Source organism: Catenulispora pinistramenti (assembly GCF_018274385.1).
GTDB classification, from domain to species: domain Bacteria; phylum Actinomycetota; class Actinomycetes; order Streptomycetales; family Catenulisporaceae; genus Catenulispora; species Catenulispora pinistramenti.
In genome coordinates, this window is record NZ_JAAFYZ010000199.1 from 1 (window position 1) to 20,783 (window position 20,783).

General features: G+C 71.6%; 20 protein-coding genes and 1 pseudogene. 5 read left to right on the forward strand and 16 right to left on the reverse strand.

Annotated features, from left to right (window positions below):
- From KGQ19_RS53520 to alr, 6 genes and pseudogenes are all read right to left on the reverse strand, one after another.
- On the reverse strand, positions 1-1,119 hold a 1,119-nt coding region (locus tag KGQ19_RS53520), incomplete at its 3' end, for a glycosyltransferase family 2 protein (RefSeq protein ID WP_438801896.1).
- A gap of 6 nt (positions 1,120-1,125) precedes the next feature.
- Positions 1,126-2,157, reverse strand: a pseudogene (gene galE / locus KGQ19_RS53525) (UDP-glucose 4-epimerase GalE); the annotation flags it as partial.
- Positions 2,154-2,678, reverse strand: a complete 525-nt coding sequence (locus KGQ19_RS51400; protein WP_268908116.1) for a DUF2304 domain-containing protein — start codon at positions 2,676-2,678, stop codon at positions 2,154-2,156. The gene KGQ19_RS51400 and the pseudogene galE, both read right to left, overlap by 4 nt.
- Positions 2,675-3,397, reverse strand: a complete 723-nt coding sequence (locus KGQ19_RS37710; RefSeq protein ID WP_212018356.1) for a glycosyltransferase family 2 protein — start codon at positions 3,395-3,397, stop codon at positions 2,675-2,677. Before KGQ19_RS37710 ends, KGQ19_RS51400 begins: the two co-directional genes overlap by 4 nt.
- A 47-nt stretch (positions 3,398-3,444) precedes the next feature.
- Positions 3,445-4,599 (reverse strand): alpha/beta fold hydrolase, encoded by a 1,155-nt coding sequence (locus KGQ19_RS37715; protein WP_212018358.1) that lies wholly within the window; start codon positions 4,597-4,599, stop codon positions 3,445-3,447.
- 53 nt (positions 4,600-4,652) lie between these two features.
- On the reverse strand, positions 4,653-5,834 hold the full coding sequence (gene alr / locus KGQ19_RS37720) for an alanine racemase (RefSeq protein ID WP_212018360.1): 1,182 nt from the start codon (positions 5,832-5,834) through the stop codon (positions 4,653-4,655).
- A 104-nt stretch (positions 5,835-5,938) separates the two neighbouring features.
- Here alr and KGQ19_RS37725 point away from each other — a divergent pair, with 104 nt between their 5' ends.
- Positions 5,939-6,748 carry a GNAT family N-acetyltransferase gene (locus KGQ19_RS37725; RefSeq protein WP_212018362.1) on the forward strand — a complete coding sequence of 270 codons (810 nt, stop codon included), beginning with the start codon at positions 5,939-5,941 and terminating at the stop codon, positions 6,746-6,748.
- 45 nt (positions 6,749-6,793) lie between these two features.
- Here KGQ19_RS37725 and KGQ19_RS37730 read toward each other — a convergent pair whose 3' ends face one another.
- Positions 6,794-7,591, reverse strand: coding sequence for a DUF4232 domain-containing protein (locus KGQ19_RS37730; protein WP_212018364.1), 798 nt, complete (start codon positions 7,589-7,591; stop codon positions 6,794-6,796).
- A 193-nt stretch (positions 7,592-7,784) separates the two neighbouring features.
- Between KGQ19_RS37730 and KGQ19_RS37735 the strand changes: the two genes are divergently transcribed.
- Positions 7,785-8,378 carry a winged helix-turn-helix domain-containing protein gene (locus tag KGQ19_RS37735; RefSeq protein WP_212018366.1) on the forward strand — a complete coding sequence of 198 codons (594 nt, stop codon included), beginning with the start codon at positions 7,785-7,787 and terminating at the stop codon, positions 8,376-8,378.
- 4 nt (positions 8,379-8,382) lie between these two features.
- Complete coding sequence (locus KGQ19_RS37740) at positions 8,383-9,660, forward strand: MFS transporter (RefSeq protein WP_212018368.1); 1,278 nt, start codon at positions 8,383-8,385, stop codon at positions 9,658-9,660.
- Here the strand turns inward: KGQ19_RS37740 and KGQ19_RS37745 are convergent.
- Entirely contained in the window at positions 9,654-11,114 is a 1,461-nt protein-coding gene (locus KGQ19_RS37745; RefSeq protein WP_212018370.1) for an NAD(P)H-hydrate dehydratase, read from the reverse strand. The genes KGQ19_RS37740 and KGQ19_RS37745 overlap by 7 nt on opposite strands.
- 78 nt (positions 11,115-11,192) lie before the next feature.
- Between KGQ19_RS37745 and KGQ19_RS37750 the strand changes: the two genes are divergently transcribed.
- Positions 11,193-11,813, forward strand: a complete 621-nt coding sequence (locus KGQ19_RS37750) for a DUF1707 SHOCT-like domain-containing protein (protein WP_212018372.1) — start codon at positions 11,193-11,195, stop codon at positions 11,811-11,813.
- A 33-nt stretch (positions 11,814-11,846) separates the two neighbouring features.
- Here KGQ19_RS37750 and KGQ19_RS37755 read toward each other — a convergent pair whose 3' ends face one another.
- Both KGQ19_RS37755 and glmS read right to left on the reverse strand, forming a co-directional pair.
- Complete coding sequence (locus KGQ19_RS37755) at positions 11,847-12,197, reverse strand: holo-ACP synthase (protein WP_212018374.1); 351 nt, start codon at positions 12,195-12,197, stop codon at positions 11,847-11,849.
- A gap of 17 nt (positions 12,198-12,214) precedes the next feature.
- Positions 12,215-14,104, reverse strand: a complete 1,890-nt coding sequence (gene glmS / locus KGQ19_RS37760) for a glutamine--fructose-6-phosphate transaminase (isomerizing) (protein ID WP_212018376.1) — start codon at positions 14,102-14,104, stop codon at positions 12,215-12,217.
- A 95-nt stretch (positions 14,105-14,199) separates the two neighbouring features.
- On the opposite strand from glmS, the gene coaA reads away from it, so the two are divergent.
- Positions 14,200-15,192 carry a type I pantothenate kinase gene (coaA, locus tag KGQ19_RS37765; protein WP_212018378.1) on the forward strand — a complete coding sequence of 331 codons (993 nt, stop codon included), beginning with the start codon at positions 14,200-14,202 and terminating at the stop codon, positions 15,190-15,192.
- A gap of 109 nt (positions 15,193-15,301) precedes the next feature.
- Here the strand turns inward: coaA and KGQ19_RS37770 are convergent, their stop codons facing one another.
- From KGQ19_RS37770 to KGQ19_RS37795, 6 genes are all read right to left on the reverse strand, one after another.
- Positions 15,302-16,237: a hypothetical protein gene (locus tag KGQ19_RS37770; RefSeq protein WP_212018380.1), complete on the reverse strand. Its 936-nt coding sequence runs from the start codon at positions 16,235-16,237 to the stop codon at positions 15,302-15,304.
- Between the two features lie 13 nt (positions 16,238-16,250).
- On the reverse strand, positions 16,251-16,754 hold the full coding sequence (locus KGQ19_RS37775; RefSeq protein WP_212018382.1) for a SigE family RNA polymerase sigma factor: 504 nt from the start codon (positions 16,752-16,754) through the stop codon (positions 16,251-16,253).
- Between the two features lie 337 nt (positions 16,755-17,091).
- On the reverse strand, positions 17,092-17,931 hold the full coding sequence (locus KGQ19_RS37780) for a helix-turn-helix domain-containing protein (RefSeq protein WP_212018384.1): 840 nt from the start codon (positions 17,929-17,931) through the stop codon (positions 17,092-17,094).
- A 78-nt stretch (positions 17,932-18,009) separates the two neighbouring features.
- Positions 18,010-18,804: an ABC transporter permease subunit gene (locus KGQ19_RS37785; RefSeq protein WP_212018386.1), complete on the reverse strand. Its 795-nt coding sequence runs from the start codon at positions 18,802-18,804 to the stop codon at positions 18,010-18,012.
- Between the two features lie 13 nt (positions 18,805-18,817).
- Complete coding sequence (locus tag KGQ19_RS37790) at positions 18,818-19,780, reverse strand: ABC transporter ATP-binding protein (protein ID WP_413562973.1); 963 nt, start codon at positions 19,778-19,780, stop codon at positions 18,818-18,820.
- A 17-nt stretch (positions 19,781-19,797) separates the two neighbouring features.
- Positions 19,798-20,783 (reverse strand): ABC transporter permease (locus KGQ19_RS37795; protein ID WP_212018390.1); only part of this gene is annotated, 986 nt, incomplete at its 5' end.

Consider the following 20,783-nt stretch of genomic DNA (forward strand, 5'->3'; position numbering starts at 1 on the left):
CCCCGAACCCGACCCCGAACCCGGCCCGGAGCCCGCCGAACCCGAATCGGCAGCCGAACCGCCGGCGCCGCGCCGAGTCGGCCCGAAAGCGTAGGCGGCCAAGGTCCGGACCCCATTGCGGCTCCCCCGCCGCAGCGCCCCCGGCAGCAACGTCGCCGCGTGCAGGCGCGATGACAGATGCATCCGCGCCGCGCGCGCCGCGTGCCGCCAGCCCAGCCCGTCCATCCTCACGGCCTCGTCGAGGAAGAAGTCGCGCTCCTCGGCGAAGCGTGCGCCGCTGTAGGCGCGCTCGCTGGAGACGCTGACGGCGTGCCGCCGGTACTGGAAGCACACCGTGTCGCTGACCACGATCTGTGCCCCGGCGCGCACCCACTCCAGAGTGAGCGCCAGGTCCTGGACCACCCGCAGGTTCGGGTTGAATCCGACCTCGGTGATGACGTCGGCGCGCCAGCAGATGGCCGGGAAGTACATCCAGTTGCCGCGTAGGAGGCTGACGGCCAGGGACTCGCCGCCGAGCACCAGTGCGCCCCGGAAGCGCGGGGCGTAGACGCGGCGCTTGACCTTGTCGACCCAGGGTTCGACGACCTCGCCGTTCTCGTCGATGACCTCCACGCCGGGCTGGGCGAGGGCGACCCGCGGGTAGTCGCGCATCAGGGCCCGGACGGTGCCGATGTAGTCCGGCAGCATGCGGTCGTCGCTGCCGATCATGGTGACCAGCGGTTGGGTGACCAGGCTCAGGCATTTCTGGAAGTTGCCGGTTATGCCGAGGTTGGTTTCGTTGCGCTCGTAGGCGATCTTGTCAGGGCCGTGTTCGGCGATCAGGCCGGCGAACCACTCGGGGACGCCGGGTTCGGTGCCGTCGTCGACCACGGTCAGCCGCCAGTGCGGGTCGCGCTGGGCCAGAACGCTGCGCACCGCTTCCTGCATCATGCCGACGTCGCCGTAGTAGGGCATCAGGACGTCTACGGCCGCGACTGCCTTGGCTCCGGCAGAGCGAGCAGCAGGCCGAGCAGCGGACCGGGCAGCGGACCGGGCCGAAGACCGAGCCGAAGACCGAGCCGAGGAACGGGCCGAGGAACGCGCGTCAGCCGCAATGCGCTGCCGCGTCGGCGCGGGCATACCGGCCCGGACCCGGGCCCACGCCAGCGCGTCCCGAATGCCCTCGGCGACCGAGTACCGCGGCGCCCAGCCCAGCAGCTGGCGCGCCTTGGCAGTGCCGGTGTAGGCGCCGATGACGTCTCCGGGACGGCGCGGGGCGTCCCGGACCTCCAGGCCGCCGGGCACCACGTCCTGGAAGGCGTCGGCGAGTTCGCGGACCGTGGTGCCGTCTCCGGTGCCGAGGTTGATCACCTCATACGGCACCGCGCTGTGCTGCGTCCCCGGGACTGCGTGCCGCGCCACGATCGCGTCGAAGCTGTGCAACGCCGCGACGTGCGCCTCGGCCAGGTCCCACACGTGGATGTAGTCGCGGATCGCGCTCCCGTCGCGGGTCGGCCAGTCCACGCCGGTGATGTGGAACGGCTCGTCGCTCTGGTAGGCGGTGATCATCTTGCCCAGGACGTGCGGCGGCTCCGGGTTCGGGTTCCCGGTGCGGAACTCCGGGTCGGCGCCGATCGGGTTGAAGTAGCGCAGCGCGATGGCCCGCACGTCGCCGGCCCGCGCCACGTCCTCCAGCACCCACTCGGTGACCGCCTTGGTGCGCGCGTAGGGGCTCGCCGGGGCGAGCGGCGCGTTCTCGTCGACCTCGCCGGCGGACCCGGCGGCGTAGACCGAGGCGGAAGAGGAGAACACCAGCCGCCGGCAATCGTTGCGGACCAGGCCCTCGATCAGCTCCAAGGTCTTGGTGACGTTCTCCCGGTAGTACCGGATCGGGTTGGCGACCGACTCCGGGACGATGGTCAGCGCGGCGCAGTGCACGGTGGCGGCCAGGTCCGGGTGCTCGGCGAAGACCAGGTCCAGCAGCGCGGCGTCGGCGATGTCGCCCTCGTAGAAGATCCGGCCCTCGGTGAACTCGCGGCGGCCGGTGGACAGGTTGTCCAGGATCACCGGGACCAGGCCGGCGTCCAGGCAGGCCGAGGCGACCGTGGAGCCGATGAAGCCGGCGCCGCCGGTGATCAGGACCTTGTCGCCGGCGGTCAGCCCGGTGCCGTCGGTCATGGTCGCGCCTCCCGAACCGGGGTCTCGGCCGCCGCCGCCTCGTGGGCCGGAACCTCGTGCGCCGGCACCTCATGCCCCGGGACCTCCAGTGCCGAAGCCTCTCGAACCGGAACTTCGCGCCCCGAAGCCTCCGGAACCGAGGCCTCCCGCGCCAGCGCGTCATGAACCGCGGGCCGTCCCAGCCGCTTGGCGTTCATCTCGGTCGCGTCCCGCACCGCGATCACCCGGGCCAGCTCGGTGAACCGCGACTCCTGCGTCTTGAGCCGGAAGTAGGTGTTCACCGAGACGAAGACGAAGGCCACGGCCAGCGCGTAGAGCACCAGGTCGGTACCGCGGCCGACGCCGACCTTGTGGGCCACCGAGTTCACCCAGTTGGGCCGCAGGATCGCCACCACCATCAGGGCGATGAAGACCAGGAACGCCAGCCGCTTCAGGGCCCTGGTCTGCACCGAGTACCAGTTCCGGATGAACAGCAGCAGGAAGACCGCCGCGATCACCAGCAGGATGGCCTGGATGATCATGGCGTCCTCCGCGACCGCAGCGAGAGGTCGAACAGGATGTTGACGCCGTTGATCAGGGACTGGCCCTTGGCCTTGGAGTAGTCGGTGTAGAGCACGGTCACCGGGACCTCGGTGACCTCCAGCCCGGAGCGCGCCAGGTAGTCGACGATCTCCGAGGCGTGCGCCATCCCGTTCATGGTGATCTTGAGCTGGGAGGCCGCGGGCCGGTTCAGGACCCGCAGGCCGTTGTGCGCGTCGGTGAGCTCCAGGCGGCGGGCCGCGGGGCTGACGGCGGCGACGGTCTTCAGCAGCGCGCGCTTGAGCCACGGGACGTGCACGGTGCCGCTCAGGAAGCGGGAGCCCAGGGCCACGTCGGCGCCGCCGTCGCGGACCGCCCGGACCAGCTCGGCGGCGTCCTCGACCCGGTGCTGGCCGTCTGCGTCGAAGGTGACGAAGTACTCCGAGCCGGGCTGGAGCAGCGCGTACTCCAGGCCGGTCTGCAACGCGGCGCCCTGGCCCAGGTTCACCGGATGGCTGACCAGGTGCGCGGCCGTGTGGGAGATCTGGTCGGCCGAGTCGTCGCGCGAGCCGTCGTCCACGCACACCACGTTCCGGAAGGTCGGCAGCACGCCCGCGACGACGTCGGCGATCACCGAACCCTCGTTGTAGACGGGGATGACGACCCAGACGTCGTCGAACTCCGCAGTCTCAGCCGAACCGGGAGCCTCCGCTGTCTGCACAGCTCCCAGACTGTGCGGTCATCGCATGGTTCGCACCGTGATTAGCCCTAATGGCTTGGTGCCTGCGCCCGGGCCAGGACCCGGCGGATCGCGCTGTCGACGGCGTCGGGGTGCTCCAGCGGCAGGACGTGGCCGCCGGCCGCGACGATCTCCAGCCCGGCCTGGCCCGGGTGCCCGGCGGCGGCGTCGATGTCGGCGGCGATCCGCTCGCTGTGGAAGGCCGGGGTGAGCAGGTCGTGGTCGCCGACGATGATCTCCACCGGTACCCGGGCCAGGGCCGGCAGCGCGGCGGACTTGTCGTGCCCGGCGAAGGTCGGGAAGAAGTCGGCGATGACGTCCATCGGGGTGCTGGACAGCATCTCGTCGGTGAAGCGGACCAGCGCCGGCGGCACGTCGGAGGCGAAGGCGTAGCGGCGGGTGAGCAGCTGGGCCAGGTCGGTGCCGGCCCGGCGGGTGCGGTCGACCAGGGTGTGGCCGCGGCCGAGCAGCGCCAGCACGCCGGGGGCCGTGCGCTGGAACAGCTGGGCGGCCCGGGCCGGCAGGCCCAGCGTCATCTCGCTCCAGTGCCCCTCGGTCGTGGAGCACAGCACCACGCCCCGCACCCGCGCGTGTTCGGCGCCCTCCGGGCCGCCGAACAGCTCGGGGTGCTCCGCTGCCAGCGCCAGGATCCCCATCCCGCCCATGGAGTGCCCGACCAGGACCACGTCGCCGTCAGGGCACACCGCTTCCAGGACGGCGTGCAGGTCCCGCCCTATCTGGTCGATGGTGTGCGAGGCCGGGGCGCCGCGCTCGGAGCGGCCGTGGCCGCGCTGGTCCCAGAACACGCAGCGGTTGGTGGCCGCGAACTCCGCGCGCTGGTAGTGCCAGGTGTCCTGGTGCAGGGCGTAGCCGTGGCAGAAGACCAGGGTCGGGTCGGTCGTCACAGCGCCGGCGGCCCGGCGGCGGGCCCAGCCGGCGCCGCCGGAGAACAGCTGCGGGCCGTCGACCTCGACATAGAGACCGACGCCGTCGTCGGCGCGGACCGTCAGGGGCCTGCCGCGCAAGGTGCCGTAAGGCTCGGCCAGGCGGCGGGGTTCGGCCAGCCGGCGGACGGCGCGGCCGATGGTGGCGCGCTCGATGGCGAACCCGGCGGCCGCCCCGGCGGCGATCACGCCGACCGCGGCCCCGGCGATGCCCGCCTTCTTAGCGGTGCTGACTGCCATGACGCCCCTTCCACTCGACCGCCGCTCAGGTGGAACACCGGCGGCCCCTTACGTCACGGATTCCCGACGTAGACCCGTGGGACACGCGGACCGATCCGCGTGACGATCTCATAATTCAACGTGCCGGTGGCCCGGGCCCAGTCCTCGGCGGTCGGCTCGCCCCGGTCACCGGGGCCGAAGACCACGACTTCGTCGCCGACCCGCACGTCGGCGATGGCGGCCGGGTCGTCCAGGTCGACGACGAACTGGTCCATCGCCATCCGCCCGGCCACCCGGTGCCGCCGCCCGCCGATCAGCACCTCGCCGACGTTGGAGGAGTTGCGGGGCAGGCCGTCGGCGTAGCCGAGCGGGACCAGGGCCAGGGTCGTGGCGCGGGCGGTGTGGTAGATGTGCCCGTAGGACACGCCGTGGTTCGCCGGGGCGTTCTTGACCAGCGCCACCCGGGCCGCCAGCGTCATCGCCGGCCGCAGGCCGAAGTCCGCGCTGGTGGTGTCCGGCAGCGGCGAGAGGCCGTAGAGCGCCAGACCCGCGCGGACCAGGTCGAAGTGCGCCTCCGGCAGGCTCAGCAGGGCCGGGCTGTTCGCGATGTGCCGGACCTCGGGGTGCAGGCCGGCGTGGTCGGCGACGGCGAGCGCCCGGTGGAAGACGTCGAGCTGGGACCGGATGGAGGGGTGGCCGGGCTCGTCGGCGCAGGCGAAGTGCGACCAGACGCCGGTGATGCGGACCTGCCCGGCGGCCTCGGCCTTCGCGGCCAGCTCGACCAGCTCCAGCCAGTCGTGCGGCTGGGTGCCGCCGCGGCCCAGGCCCGTGTCGGCCTTGAGCTGCACCCGCGCCGGAACGCCGACCCGCAGCGAGGCGGCGGTGATCTCGTCCAGGACCCAGGGGGCGTAGGCGGTGACGTCGATCTCCCGGGCGATCAGCTCGTCCCAGGGCCCGCCGGCCGGGTGCAGCCAGGCCAGGATCGGCCCGGTCAGCCCGGCCGCGCGCAACTCCAGCGCCTCTTCCGGCAGTGCGGTGCCCAGCCACGCCGCCCCGGCCTGCTTGGCCGCGCGGGCGCAGGGCACGGCTCCGTGGCCGTAGGCGTCGGCCTTCACGACCGCCATCACCCCGGCGCCGGACTCGGCGACGATCTGGCCCACGCGCCGGGTGTTGGCGCGGATCGCGTCCAGGTCGATCCGCGCCTCGGCGCGCAGCGGGGCGCCGGGCGGTAAATCGGTGGCGGTCGGATCTGTCATCGACGGTAGTCTGCCAGGCTGTCGCGGTGTTGACGGTGACGCCAGGTCCCCGTCGGCCGCGTCCGGGGCGAAGCAGCCCTGCTCAAAGGTGGGGGTTCTCGATTTTGGATTCGCTGGAAGCGAAGGTCAACGGCTACCTGCACGGCAACGCGCGCGGCCGGGCCGTCAACGAGGCGTGTGGCCCGTTCCACATCGGCTTCGACGCCGGCAACGCCAACCCGTTCCTGAACTACGCGGTGCCCGAGGCCGGGGCGACGGTCACGCCGGCGGACATCGACGCGCTGGTCGCCGCCTTCGCGAAGCGGGACCGCACGCCGCGCCTGGAGTTCGCCCCGGGCGGTGCGCCGGGGGTCCAGGAGGCGCTGCTGGCGGCCGGGTTCGAGGTGCAGCAGCGGCTGCCGTTCATGCTGGTGACGGCGGCCGAGCTGGTCGGCCCGGCGGCGCTGGACGGCATCGAGGCCGTGGTGCTGGACGGCTCGGCGACGGACGAGGAGCTGCGCGGGGTGGCGTTGGCGCAGCGCGAGGCGTTCGGGGATTCGGACGAGCCGCAGGATGACGCGGACTTCACGGACGACGTGGCCGGACTGCGCGGGGCGATGGAGGCGGGCAAGTTCGCGGTGCTGGCGCGCGGCGCGGCGGGCAGCGCTTCGGCGGGCGTGCCGATGGCCGGCGGAACCTGTGGCTCGGCGATCGCCGGGACGACGGAGGTCGGCGGGATCGCGACGCGGCCGGCGTTCCGGCGGCGGGGCGCGGGTGCGGCGGTGACGGCGGCCTTGTCCCGGCATCTGCTGGAGAAGGTGGGGCTGGACTGCGTGTGGCTGTCGCCTGCCGGGGCCGACCAGGAGCGGCTTTACGGGTCGATCGGGTATCGCAGCCTTGGGGAGATGCTGTTCATCTGGAAGCAGCAGCCCTGAGGCGGTGGACCCCCGCGACGGCGAGGTCGGGTTGGCGGCTCGCCGCTACCCGGCCGCGCCGAAGGCGGTGACCTGGACCTGCTGCCCGCAGGGCACGATGCGGTCGGTGCTGCCGAACAAGTGGGTCAGCGGCTCGGGATCGCCGGGAATCAGGATGTGGACGCCGTAGGGACCGGAAAACACCATGCCGCTCTCGCAGAAGTCGGCGTTCGCCGCGAGCGTCCACAGCACGGCGAACAGAGTCAGTCCGCCCGGCGCCAGGATGATTTCGCGCGGATCGCCGGGTGCCCGGGTGACCGAGATCGGTTGCGGTGTCGTGTGGTCGGGAGTCGAGCAGGAAGAGCCCGCCACGCCGGGTGGTGGGCACAGGATGATCGTGTCCTCGCCGAAGAAGGCAAGGCCGGGCCAGCCGTCGAGCCGGCAGCTGGACGCGCTCGCGTCGCGCAGAATGAACTGGGTGTCCCAGTCGCCGACTTTGCCGTCCTGGGACCGGACCTCGTTCGTCCCGTTGAGGGCGAGGTCCCGTCCTGGGACCGGACCTCGTTCGTCCCGTTGAGGGCGAGGTCCGCGGCGGTACAGGCGGGTGTCGGCGGCGCTGCCGGACTCGTGCTCGGCGCCGGGGCCGCGACGGTGCGGACGACGGTGGTCGGCGGCGCCAGCGCGGCCGTCGAGGCCGTCGAGGCTCTGGAGGCCGTGGATCGCGGCGCGGGGTCGGAAGCCGATCACCCGGCGGGTTGCGCGGGAGCAGCCGTCGAGGTCGGCGTCTCGGGCCCGGCGGTTCCGGTCGGCCGGGCAGAAGACGTCGATTGCGATATCGCGTCCGGTGCGGCGGTGCTGGTGCACCCCGCGATGACCGCTGCCGCCGCCGCGATGGCCGCGACAGCCGAAAGCACCCGCCCCCACCTGGCGTTCATGGCCGAATACTAACCCTGATCCAGTCCGCGATCGGCCCGGGTCGCCGACCGTGCACCGAGTGTTCACCCTAGTTGCAGAAGAAACCTTGCAGAAGATTCCTTCTGCAATTAGAGTCAGCCGTGTGACCGAACCTCGCCGCATCACGGACCCCGAAGTCCTCAAAGGCCTGTCCCACCCCCTGCGCCAGCGCCTCTACCGGCTCCTCACGCAGCTCGGCCCCTCCACGACCACCATCCTGGCCGCGCACCTGGACGGCGCGGATCCGGGCCAGGTCAGCTACCACCTGCGGGAGCTGGGCAAGCGCGGCTTCATCGAGGAGGCGCCGGAGCTGGCGCGGGATCGGCGGGAGCGGTGGTGGCGGGTGCCGCAGGAGTCGTTCAGCTGGTCGGCGGCCGACTTCCAGACGCCGGAGGGGAAGGCGGTGGCCGACACCGCCTTCGCGCAGACGGTGCGGGACCAGTTCGAGCGGTTGGAGGCGTATGACACTCGGAAGACGGAGTGGTCGCCGCAGTGGCAGGGGGCCGCGACGACGACGAACTCGCACCTGCGCCTGACTCCGGAGGAGCTGCGCGGGCTCAGCGAGGAGCTGAACGTGGTGATGCGGAAGTGGGCGGAGGTCGGGCGGCGGGATCCGTCGATCCGGCCCGACGAGCAGCCTGCCGATGGCCGCGAGCGGGTGTTCCTGTTCCTCCACGCGTTCCCTGAGAAGGCCTGAGGCCATGACTGCTATAGCGAACCGGGCCGCGCTCCCCCGCCAGATCCCCGCTATGCGAAACCCGCAGTACCTGCGCCTGCTCGGTGGCGCCACGATGAGCGCGCTCGGGGATCAGTTCTGGTACGTCGCGCTCGCCTACGCCGCAGTGCGCGCGGCCTCGCCGGCGGCTGCGGGGGTGGTCCTGTCCGTCTCGTCCATACCGCGCCTGTTGTTGGTCCTGTTCGGCGGCGTGATCGTCGACCGCTTCGACGCCCGGAAGCTGATGATCGGCAGCGACGCCCTGCGCGCCGTGGTCTGCCTGGCGGCGGCCGCGCTGGTGACGCGCCTGCCGGGGCTGGGGCTGCTCGCTGTCGTGGCGGTGGTGTTCGGGATCGTGGACGCGCTGTTCCTGCCGGCGTCGGTGGCCCTACGGCCGCGCCTGCTGGAGCCGCATCAGTACTCGGGCGGAGCGGTGCTGTGGACGTTGTCCGGGCGGCTGGCGCTGACCGTCGGGGCACCGCTGGGCGGCCTGGTCGCGGCCTCGGCGGGGCTCGGGGCGGCGCTGATGGTGGACGCGGTGAGCTTCGTGGTGTCGGTGGCGAGCCTGGTGGGCCTGCGGTCCCGCGCGGAAGCGGGTACGAGCACTGCCACGGACGCTGCTGCTGCCGCTGCGGCAAAATCCGCCGCGCGCAAAGAACCCTTCGGGCGAAGCTTCGTGGCAGGGCTCCGCTACATAACGCACCACCCGGTGCTGGGCCCCTACGTCCTCTGGCTGGCGCTGACGAACATCGGCATGGTCGGGCCGCTGAACGTGGGCGCCGCACTGCTGGCGACGCGGCGGGGCTGGGGTGCGCCGGGTATGGGCCTGCTGCTGACCGGCTTCGGCGTCGGGGCAGCGGTCGGCGCGGTGGTGATGGGCAAGGTGCGGATACCCGGCGGGCTGGGGACCTGGCTCGTCGTGGCCGGGGTGATACAGGGCATGGCGGGGGCGGCCATGGGGCTGGCGCCGGGGTTGGCGTATGCGGTGGCGGCGACCGGGGCGGTCGGCGTGCTGTCGAGCGCCATGGGGGTCCCGGCGACCGTGGTGATGCAGACCGAGTGCGACGACGCGTTCCGGGGCCGCGTGGGGAGCGTCACGACCCTGATCTCGCTGGGTATCGTGCCGCTGACGATGGGGCTGATGGGCGTCGCGGCGGGCCTGGTCGGGGTGTCGACGGCGTTCGTGCTCAGCGGATCGGTGGAGGCGCTGGCGTTGGTGTGCCTGGTGTCGCGGAGCTTCCGGACGGTACGCGCGCCTCAGTGAGACTCGGCGGCGGGTTCCGCAGGAGGAGCCGCTGTCAGGGCGTCGACGAGGTCGCCGGCGATGAGCTGGCGCCCGGGGTGGGCGCGAAGGACGTCGAGCGCGGCTCGGCCGTGGAGGTAGGCGGCGGCGCTCGCGGCGTCGAGCGGATGCAGGCCGGCCGCCAGGAGGCCGCCTGCCAGGCCCGACAGGACGTCACCGGAACCGGCGGTGGCCAAGGCCGGGACGCCGGTCCGGTTGACGCGGACGGTGGCGCGGCCGGGATCGGCGATGAGGGTGGTCGAGCCCTTCAGCAGCACGGCGCAGCCGAAGCGGTCGGCGAGTTCGCGGACGGCGGCCAGCCGGTGGGCCTCGATCTCCTGGACCGTCCAGGGCTCGCCGAGAAGCCGGGACGCCTCGCCCGCGTGAGGGGTGAGCAGCGTCGGATGCGGGCGGTCGAGCGGCTTGATCGCGGCGAGACCGTCGGCGTCGACGAGGACCGGGACGTCGGCGGCGAGCGCCGTGGCGACGCGGTCGGCGCGGTCCGGGCCGATGCCGGGGCCGACGACCCAGGCCTGGACGCGGCCGTCGCCGATCAGCACCTCGGGGTAGCGGGCCAGGACACCGTCGCAGACCTCGGGTTCGCCGATGAAGCGGACGGCGCCCACCCCGCTGCGCAGGGCCGAACCGGTCGCCAGGACAGCGGCGCCGGGGTAGCGCGGGGAGCCGGCCGCGATGCCGACGACGCCGCGCCGGTATTTGTTGCTCTCGGCGGAGGGCCTGGGCAGGAGCGCTTCGACGTCGGCGGGCTCGAGCGCTTCCAGGACCGGGGCGCCTTCGAGGTAGGGGGCCAGGCCGATGTCGACGAAGCGGAGGTCGCCGACGTGTTCGGCACCCGGGGAGATGAGCAGGCCGGGCTTGTAGGTGCCGAAGGTGACGGTGACGTCGGCGTGGACCGCAGCGCCGGAGACCTCGCCGGTGTCGGCGTCGATACCGCTGGGGAGGTCGACCGCGACGACGACCGCATCGGCGGGGATCTGCTCGAACACCTCGGCCGCGGCGGGCCGCAACCCGCCGTGTCCCCCGATCCCGACCACGCCGTCCAGCACCAGGTCAGCACCTGCGCCAGTATCTGCGCCGGTACCAGCGAAGCGCCACTGTCCGGCCGCGCTGACCCGCCCACCGGCGGCCCGCAGCGCCGCCAGGCCCCCGGCGTGCGCCCGCGCCTCGTCGAGCAGCACCGCCTCGACCACGGCGCCGCGCCGGGCCAAGCGTGCGGCGGCGTAGAGCGCGTCGCCCCCGTTGTCCCCGCTCCCGGCGACCACGAGCACCCGCGCCCCGTACACGCGGCCCAGCAGCCGCACGCACTCCGAGGTCAGGCCCGCGACCGCGCGCTGCATCAGCTCGCCGTCGGGCAGGCGCGCCATCAGCGCCGCCTCCGCGTGCCGGACCTGGTCGACCGAGTGCGCCGTCAGCATGCTTCCACCCTGGCGTGTCCAGGGGCAGTGCGCCAACTGTGGTGGGCTCACCGCGACCTGCCCGCTAGGATCTCCGGCATGTCAGGGGAGGAACTGTCGCGGGCCGAGTTGCGCGCCTCGCATGAAGACCGCGACCTTGTCGTCGACCAGCTGCGGGTGGCCGCCGGGGACGGGCGCATCGACGGGGACGAGCTCGACCAGCGCATCGAGGCGGCGATGAGCGCCCGGACCTTCGGCGAGCTGGATGTGCTGATCAAGGATCTGCCGGCGTCGTCGCAGCAGGCGCACCCGGCGCGCCGGACCGAGGCGGAGGCCTCGCAGAACATCGACATCTCGCACGGCAACACGCACAAGCGCGGCGCCTGGCTGGTGCCGCGGCGGCTGAACATCGCGGTGCGGCACGGCAACGTCCTGCTCGACTTCACCGAGGCGGTGTTCAGCGGGGTGCGCGAGGTCGAGGTGGTGTTGGACGTGCGGCACGGCAACCTGCGGTTCGTCGTCCCGTCCGGGACGACGCTGGACACCTCGGGCTTGACCACCCGGCACGCCAACCTCGGGCAGCCCGATCTCGGGCCGGCCACGCCCGACGCGATCCGGCTGGTCCTCAGCGGCCGGGCGGAGCACGCGAACGTGCGGGTGCGGCGGCTGCCGCGGTTCATGCAGCGGCGCCGCCAGCGGCGGGCACTGCCGCGGGGCTGACCGCTCCGGGGCTGACCGCCGCGGGGGAAGAAATCACCCCTCAGCGATCACCACCGCCGAAGCGATCCCGGCATCGTGCGACAGCGACACGTGGAACACCCGGATCCCCCGCTCCTCGGCGAGCGCCGCGACCGTCCCGGTCACCCGCAGCTCCGGGCGGCCGTCCGGCAGCGTCACCACCTCGCCGTCGTGCCAGCGCAGTCCGCGCGGGGCGCCGAGCGACTTGGCCAGCGCCTCCTTCGCCGCGAACCGCGCGGCCAGCGAGGCCGTGCCGCGCTCCCGTTCCGCGGGCGTGAACAGCTTCTCCCGCAGAGCCGGGGTGCGGGCCAACGACGCCGCGAACCGTTCGACGTCCACCACGTCGATACCCACACCCAGGATCATGCGCTTCCTTACCCGACCTACTCCACCGTGACCGACTTCGCCAGGTTACGCGGCTGGTCGACGTCGTAGCCCAGGGCGTCGGCCAACTCCGCGGCGAACACCTGGAGCGGGACGGTCGCCACCAGCGGCTGCAGCAGGATCGGCAGCTCCGGGACGTGGAACAGGAAGTCCGCGTAGGGGGCCACCACGTCGTCGCCGTCCTCGGCGATGACGATGGTCTTGGCGCCGCGGGCCCGGATCTCCTGGATGTTGGAGACGATCTTGTCGTGCAGCAGCGGCCGCTTGGGCGAGGGCACCACGACCACCACCGGCAGGTCCTGCTCGATCAGCGCGATCGGCCCGTGCTTGAGCTCGCCGGCGGCGAAGCCCTCGGCGTGGATGTAGGCCAGCTCCTTGAGCTTGAGCGCGCCCTCCAGCGCCATCGGGTAGCCGACGTGCCGGCCCAGGAAAAGCACCGTGCGGGCGCCGACCATGGAGCGGGCGAGCTTGCGGATCGGCTCCATCCGGTTCAGCGTCTCGGCGATCGCCGCCGGGGAGTCCGACAGCTGGGTCAGGACCTCTTCGACCTCGTCGTTGAACTTCACCCCGCGCACCTGCGCCAGGTACAGCCCGACCAGGTAGCAGGCGGTGAGCTGGGTCAGGAACGCCTTGGTGGAGGCCACGCCGATCTCCGGGCCGCCGTGGGTGTAGACCACGGCGTCGGACTCGCGCGGGATGGTGGAGCCGTTGGTGTTGCAGATCGCCAGGACCCGGGAGTGCTGCTCGCGGGCGTGCCGGATGGCCATCAGGGTGTCCATGGTCTCGCCGGACTGCGAGATCGCTATCACCAGCGTGTCCTTGGTCAGGATCGGGTCCCGGTAGCGGAACTCGCTGGCCAGCTCGACCTCGACCGGGACCCGGGTCCAGTGCTCGATGGCGTACTTGGCGATCAGGCCGGCGTGGTAGGCGGTCCCGCAGGCGACCACGATGATCTTGGTGATGGCGCGCAGCTCGTCCTCGGACAGCCGCATCTCGTCCAGCTTCAGCCTGCCCTGGCCGTTCACCCGGCCCAGCAGGGTGTCGGCGACCGCCTGCGGCTGCTCGGCGATCTCCTTCTGCATGAACCAGTCGTAGCCGCCCTTCTCGGCGGCCGAGGCGTCCCAGGAGACGTGGAACCGCTTGCCCTCGACGACCTGGCCGTCGAAGGTGGTGATCCGCACCGAGCCGTCCCGGAAGATCTCGGCGACCTGGTCCTGGCCCATCTCGATGGCCTCGCGGGTGTGCGCGATGAACGCCGAGACGTCGGAGGCCAGGAACGCCTCGCCCTGCCCGACGCCGATCACCAGCGGGGAGTTGCGGCGGGCGCCGACCACCACGTCCGGGGCGTCGGCGTGCACCGCGACCAGGGTGAACGCGCCCTGCAGCCGGTTCACCACCCGGCGCATCGCGGCGCCCAGGTCGCCGTCGCCGGCCTCGGCGAAGTCCCGGGCCAGCAGGTGCGCGACCACCTCGGTGTCGGTCTCGGACAGGAACGTCACGTTCTCGGCGGCCAGCTCGGCCTTGAGCCGGGCGAAGTTCTCGATGATGCCGTTGTGGATGACGGCCACCTTGCCGGTGAGGTCGGTGTAGACCCCGGCGCTCTCGCTGAAGTGCGGGTGGGCGTTGGCGTCGGTGGGTCCGCCGTGGGTGGCCCAGCGGGTGTGGCCCAGGCCCGTGGTCGACGCCGGCAGCGGCCGGACGTCGAGTTCCTTCTCCAGGTTCGCCAGTTTCCCGGCCTTCTTGGCCCCGGCCAGGCGGGCGTCGGCCCCGGACCGGTCGACCACGGCGATGCCCGCCGAGTCGTAGCCCCGGTACTCCATCCGGCGCAGACCCTCTATGACGATGCCCAGGGCTTGCTGGGAGCCGACGTAACCCACGATTCCGCACATGGGTCCAGAGCATAGTGGTATACCCGGTGACCTGGATTGGTACAGACCAATCGGGCCGCGAATCCTCGCCGCTACCGGTCGGTAGGCTTGGCCGGGTGACCAATGCCGCCCCGTCTGCTCCCAGCCCCTTCCTGGAGTTCAGCCGCGAGGAGTGGGCCGCCCTGCGCGACCGGACTCCGCTGCTGCTGACCGAGCCCGACATCGACCGGCTCCGCGGTCTGTTGGACGTCACCGATGTCGAAGAGGTGCGCGACGTCTACCTGCCGCTGACGCAGCTGCTGAGCATGTATGTCCGGGCCACCTCGCAACTGCGCGGCACGATCGCCGCCTTCGCCGCCGGCGCCAGGTCCGGCGGCGCGGACCGGCAGGGACAGTGGACGCCGCAGACCGCGCCGCCGTTCGTGATCGGTATCGCCGGCTCCGTGTCGGTCGGCAAGTCCACGTTCTCCCGCACGCTGCGCGAACTGCTGGCGGGCAGCCCGGACCATCCGGAAGTGGGCCTTATCACTACCGACGGCTTCCTGTATCCGAACGCGGAGCTGGAACGGCAAGGACTGATGGGCCGCAAGGGCTTCCCGGAGTCCTATGACCAACGCGCGTTCCTGCGCTTCCTGTCGGCGGTGAAGTCCGGACAGGAAGCGGTCCAGGCGCCGGTGTACTCGCACCTGGTCTACGACATCGTCAAGGACGAGCGGGTGGAGGTGAAGCGGCCGGACATCCTGCTGGTCGAGGGCCTGAACCTGTTGCAGCCGGCCCGCACCCGCGCCGACGGCCGGACCTCGCTGGCGGTTTCGGACTTCCTGGACTTCTCGATCTACCTCGACGCCCGGCGCTCGGATCTGAAGCGCTGGTACACCGACCGGTTCCTGGCCCTACGCTCCACCGCCTTCAGCGACCCGCAGTCGTACTTCCACCGGTTCGCCTCGCTGTCCGACGACGCCGCGCGCGGTCTGGCCGCGGAGATCTGGACGTCGATCAACGAGCGGAACCTGATGGACAACATCCTGCCGACGCGCGGCCGGGCGCGGCTGGTGCTGCGTAAGGGCGCTGATCACCGGGTGGAGCGGGTGCGGCTGCGCAAGCCGTGATTGCCGTTGCCGGGCAAGGGGAAAGCGCGGGTCGGAGTCGCATTCCGGCCCGCGCTTGTCGACTCTCAGCGCGGCGGGTTCAGTGCGGCGAGTCTGGCTGCGGCAGGTTTCAGTGCGACGAGGAGGACTGCTGCTGGATCCCTTGCCGGTCCGCCTGAGCTTGCAGCGCCGCCAACTGCTGGAAGACGGATGGGAAGATCGGCGCGGTCACCAGCTTCGCGAACTGCTCCGGGCTGAGCACCGGACCGGTCGGGTTGAAGCCCCAGAGCCCATGGGCGTCGGCGACCTGCGGCTTGCCCTTCCAGGGCATCTCCCTGACCAGCTCGGTCTGCTCCAGGACGACCGACTTGGCCGGATCGGTGGCGCCTGTCGGCGTGAACACATACTGCGCCGTGTGGAAGGTCAGCGCGGCCGGATCGGTCAGCGATTGCTTTTCGGAGACGTTGATCTGTGCCTCCGCGTCGGTCGACTGGATCCGGATGTTCCCGCCAGGTGCGTCGATCGTCCCGGACACCAGCGGGATCGCGGCGGTCGCTGTGTGTTCGTGTTCGTACTTCGTGTCCGCCGGACCGTCTTCGTAGAACTGGTTGTAGGCATTCCACTGCGCTGTGCTGGTGCCGGTCGGGCTGGTGAAGGTCAGCAGCTGGCAGAATCCGTTCATCTGGTTCATGCTCTGGCAGGTGATCCGATCCCCTGCCGGAAGATACGGCCGCAGGGAGTCCAGCAGTTCCTGCTGACGCGTGGCGATCAGCGCCGGCGCGATGGGCTTCACCGGACTCGGCTTCGCAGTGCTCTGATTCTGCACGGACACGCCCGGCCCGACCGCTTTCGACCCGCCCTCGCCCCCGGGCCGCAGCGCCACGACCCCGGCGACGGCCACCGCGGCCACCGCACCGGTCACGCCCAGGGCGGTCCACCGGTCGCGGCGCCGCCGGCCGCTCCCCCAGGCCACCGCCGGGCCGATCAGGTCGCGTGTGGTGGGAACGTCGTCCAGGTCCGCGTCCTGGAACAGTGTTCTGACATTCTCGGCTTCGTACTCCGTCATGATTCCTCCTTCGTCAGTCTCGGCGGATGTCGCTGAGCGTTTCGGCGATCCGGACCCGCAGCATCCCCAGGGCCCGCGAGGTCTGGCTCTTCACCGTGCCCTGAGATATCCCGAGGGCTTCGGCGGTCTGCGCGACCGAGTAGTCCTCCCAGAACCGCAGCACCACCACGGCCCGGGCCCGTTCCGGCAGTCCGGCGAGCGCCGCCACCAGCGCACCGGCACGCTCGTCGGAGGTCTGCGCAACCGGCGCCGCGGGCTCGGCCACCGAATCGATGGGGACCGTCGCGAAGCGCTTCTTCCGCTTGGAGGTCAGATAGCAGCGGTACAGAGCCTGCTTGGCGTAAGCGTCCGGGTGCTCGACGCGTCTGAAGCGGCGCCACGTCCGGTACAGCTGTCCGAAGGTGGTCTGCACCAGATCCTCCGCGCCGTGCCAGTCCCCACACAACAGATACGCGGTGCGCAGCAACTGCTTCTGGCGGCTCGCGGCGAACTCCCGGAACTCGTCCTCATCTCTCATCGGCCCCTCCCTTCCCATTCCGATCTGTCGTCCCGACTCATCAGTACTCAATGCCGCGCGCCGCGGATCGGTTGGAATGGTTGAGCAGGCCGTCTCCGATTTCTACAAGACGCAGCCGCCCGCCACCGGCCAACCTGAGGACCACGCCGGCCTCCGGTGCGGGGGGACGGTACCGGGGCCGGCCGGGCTGGGCGGCCTCGGTACCGCCGCGGCGTGGGTGGCCGGGGCGGTTGGGAAGAGACGGAGGGGTTTTCCGACGGGTTCGGTTCGGATCGGTGTTGCCGAGGCCGCGCCAGTGCCGGCCGGGGTGGACACGGCCGGCGCGCAGTGGCGGCGGTCAGCCCAGCAACACGCTGGTCACCCGTCCGGGAAGCCGGTCGAGCGCGGAGCCCGGTGGAGCTCCGCGCCGCAGCTCCGCCAACCGCCCCGGCGTCAACCCGGTGATCGCTTTGACGTCGTGCGCGAGGTGCGCCTGGTCGTGGTAGCGCGCCAGGACCGCGGCCTGGGCCCAGCTGCGGCCGGCTAAGTGCGCTCGCAGCGCGGTCTGTAATCGCAGCACACGCGCCATCGCCTTCGGCGACATGCCGACCTGTTCCAGGAACCGCGCGCGCAGATGCCGATCGCCCCAGCCGACGTCTCGCTGGATGTCGCGCAGCGGCCAGCCGGCGGCCACCAGCCGGGTCGCTCGCCGCACCTGCCAGGCCGGCAGGACCGGGGAATCGGCGGCGCGCCGGGTCAGATACTCGTCGAGCCGGGCGAACCGCGCCTCCCAGGTCGGCAGGGCCGCCAACTGTTCGACCAGCAGATCGCCCTGTCGGCCCAGCACTTCGCCCAGCGTGGGGAAACCGTCGGACAGTTCGGCCATCCGCAGACCGAGGATGTGGTGCGCGCCGGTGTGGTTGAGGGTGACTTCCATGCCGTGGATGCGGCCGCGGTGGCGGCCGACGGCCGCCACGGCCCGACCGGCCGACAGGAACGAACCCCTTTGGTAGACACGGGATTCGCCTTCGGAAGCCAGGCCGATGCGGATCGGCTCGGCGAAGGCGATGAGGAGCGTGACGGCGCCGGAGGGGATCTCCAGGCGCGCCCGGTCGGCCGCGTCCGGAAGCTGGAAGCCGTGGTAGTGGTGCACCAGGCGACGCAGGACGGGAACAGGCTCGCGACGCACGCTCTCCATGCGCGGAGCCTATTCCCGAATGCGTGCTCTCACTGCGGACCGGTCAGGAGTTTGCAGATTCCTTTGCGATCCCGGGCATCACGCCGCTTCGCCGGATACCCGGAACGACTGCAGCCGCCGCGTTCCGTAGCCCAGCGCCACGACGGTGAACACCACCGACATCAGCACCGACGTGCTCACCGTCAGGTTGGAGTTCAGGTTCGGCAGATGCCCGACGCCGTCGGCGATCCCGAGTTCGTACTGGCCGATGGACAGCAGTCGCAGACCGCTGACGAACCGGGTGAGCAGGCTCTCCCAGACCAGGATGTAGATCAGGGTCACGGCCACCGAGCGCTTGGTCACCACCGACAGGAACAGGAAGAACGCGCTGTAGACGACGGCCCCGACCGCGGCGGCGACGATCACGCCGACCGCCTCGGAGGCGTCGCCCTTGATCGGCGTGAACGTCATGTCCAGCGGGCCGGGGTTGTCGACGTAGCCGGAGGTGGCGATGAAGGCGGCGATCGCGATCGGGACCACGGCGAACACCAGGGTCGCGCCGCAGGCCACGATCCACTTGGTGAACATCACCGTGGCCCGGCTGACCGGGGTGGCCAGCAGGTGCAGGATCGAGGAGTCGTCGACCTCGGTGCCCAGCACCGAGGTGCCGATGATCATCGCGGTCAGCGGCAGCAGGGTGACCAGGCCGATCTGCCCGAGCACCACACCGGGCCAGCCGAAGTCGTGCGAGCTGTTGATGTTGGTGGCCGCGCGCAGCCCGATGGTCAGGGCCAGCAGCAGCAGCGAGGGCAGGGCGATCAGCAGCGAGCGGCGCCGGCCCAGCAGGCCGCGCAGCGTGATGGCGGCGATCGTGGGATTGAAGACGGTCGACATCGGTGTCAGCTCCTTACGACGCCACGAGATAGGCGAACACGGACTCCAGCGACTCGTCGGCGGGCAGCACGGCACGCAGCCGCACGCCCTGCTCGCGCGCCACGACTGCCAGCTCCCGGCTGAACGCGCCGTAGTCGCCGGCCCGCACCTCCAGACCGCCCGCGGGGTTCAGCTCCACGCCGTTCACCGACTGCCGGCCGATCAGCGCCGAGGCCAGCGTCCGGTCGTCGCTGGAGGCGACCTGGAACACGTGCGGGCGGCTGGTCATCAGCCGGCGGATGGTGCGGTAGTCGCCGGAGGCGGCCAGCCGGCCGGCGACGATCACCTGCACCGTGCCGGACAGCCGCTCGACCTCCTCCAGGATGTGCGAGGAGAACACGATGGTGTGGCCGGCGTCGCCGAGCCGGTGCAGCAGGTCCATCATGTGCATGCGCTGGCGCGGGTCCATACCGTTGAACGGCTCGTCCAGCAGCAGCACCCGCGGTTCGTGGACCAGCGCGGCGGCCACCTTGATGCGCTGGCGCATGCCCTTGGAGTAGGTGTCGATGCGGCGGTCGGCGGCCTCGGTGTCCATCTCGACCATGTGCAGCGCGCGGGCCACCGCGGCGGCCACGTCGGGCAGCTTGTGCAGCTTGGCGGTCGCGGTGACGAACTGCCGGCCGGTCAGGAAGGCGTAGACCGAGTCGCGCTCGGGCACCAGGCCGATCACCTGGTAGATGCCCGGGTTGTGCCACGCGGTCCGGCCGGCCACCGAGACCGTGCCGCGCGAGGGCGCCAGGAACCCGGAGACCAGGTGCAGCAGCGTGGACTTGCCGGCCCCGTTCGGGCCGAGCAGGCCGGTCACGCCGGGGCCGATGGTCATCGTGATGTCGTTGACCGCGACCACGTTGCCGTACCAGTGGGTCACGTTGTCCAGCACGATCTCGGCCGGACCGCCGTTCGGCGCCGGCAGCGGCCGCTCGGCCTCGCGCTGCACGGGGATTTCGTCGATGCTCACAGCAGGCTCGCCTTCTGGTAGCGGCGAATCAGGAGGAAGGCGGCCAGCGCGCACAGCACGACGAGCACGGCCAGGTACACGATGCCGAAACTGCCCGGGTAGGGGACGTCGGCGTTCTTCGTAGCGCTGCCGACCACCCACTCCTTGAGGCCTTCGAGCAGGTTCGCGGGGTCCAGCAGTCCGGAGATCTTCGGGCCCATGCCCGGGGAGGACGGCTTCACGAAGTAGCCGCTGCCGTCCGGGCCGCCGTCGTGGACGTAGTGCGGGCGGTAGCCGGTGAGGCGGACCATCGCCGAGGAGATGACGTAGGTGCCGAAGAAGAACACCGCGACGGCGCCGGTGGCGAAGGCGCGGCGGCCGGTGAAGCAGGACAGGACGGCGGCCAGGATGCTGAACACCACCGAGTAGAGCAGCGCCAGCTCCAGGCCGGGGATGAAGGCCCGGGTCTCGCGCCAGACGGCCGAGCCGCCGTGCAGCGAGCCGATGGTGCCGACGTAGAGCATGATCTCCGGGACCGCGGTGAGCACCAGCATCGCGGTGATCAGGGCACTGACTTTCGCGATCGGGTAGTCGGTGCGGCGCAGCGGCCGGGAGAAGTACAGCGGCAGGGTGCGGTTGCGGATGTCGCGGGAGATCAGCTCCGGGGTCACGGCCGCCAGGTAGAGGACCAGGACGAGCTGGAAGCTGTACATGTACTCGTCGTAGCGGATCGCGTGGACGCCGGTCTTGGACACCGAGAAGGCGTTCGCGATGGCCGGCAGGCACATGATGACCAGGGCCATGAAGGGCACGATCTTCGCGCGCGGACCCCGGCCCAGGCCCCAGGCGGAGCGCAGGCTGTGCCAGTACAGGGCGCGGACGATGCCCAGGCGGCCCACGCGCTCGCCGGAGTAGGTGCGGTAGCCGATGTCGTGGATGACGCCGGACGGCGACGGGCCGGCGGCGGCGGTGTCGCTACTCATGGTCGGTCTCGCTCTCGGCT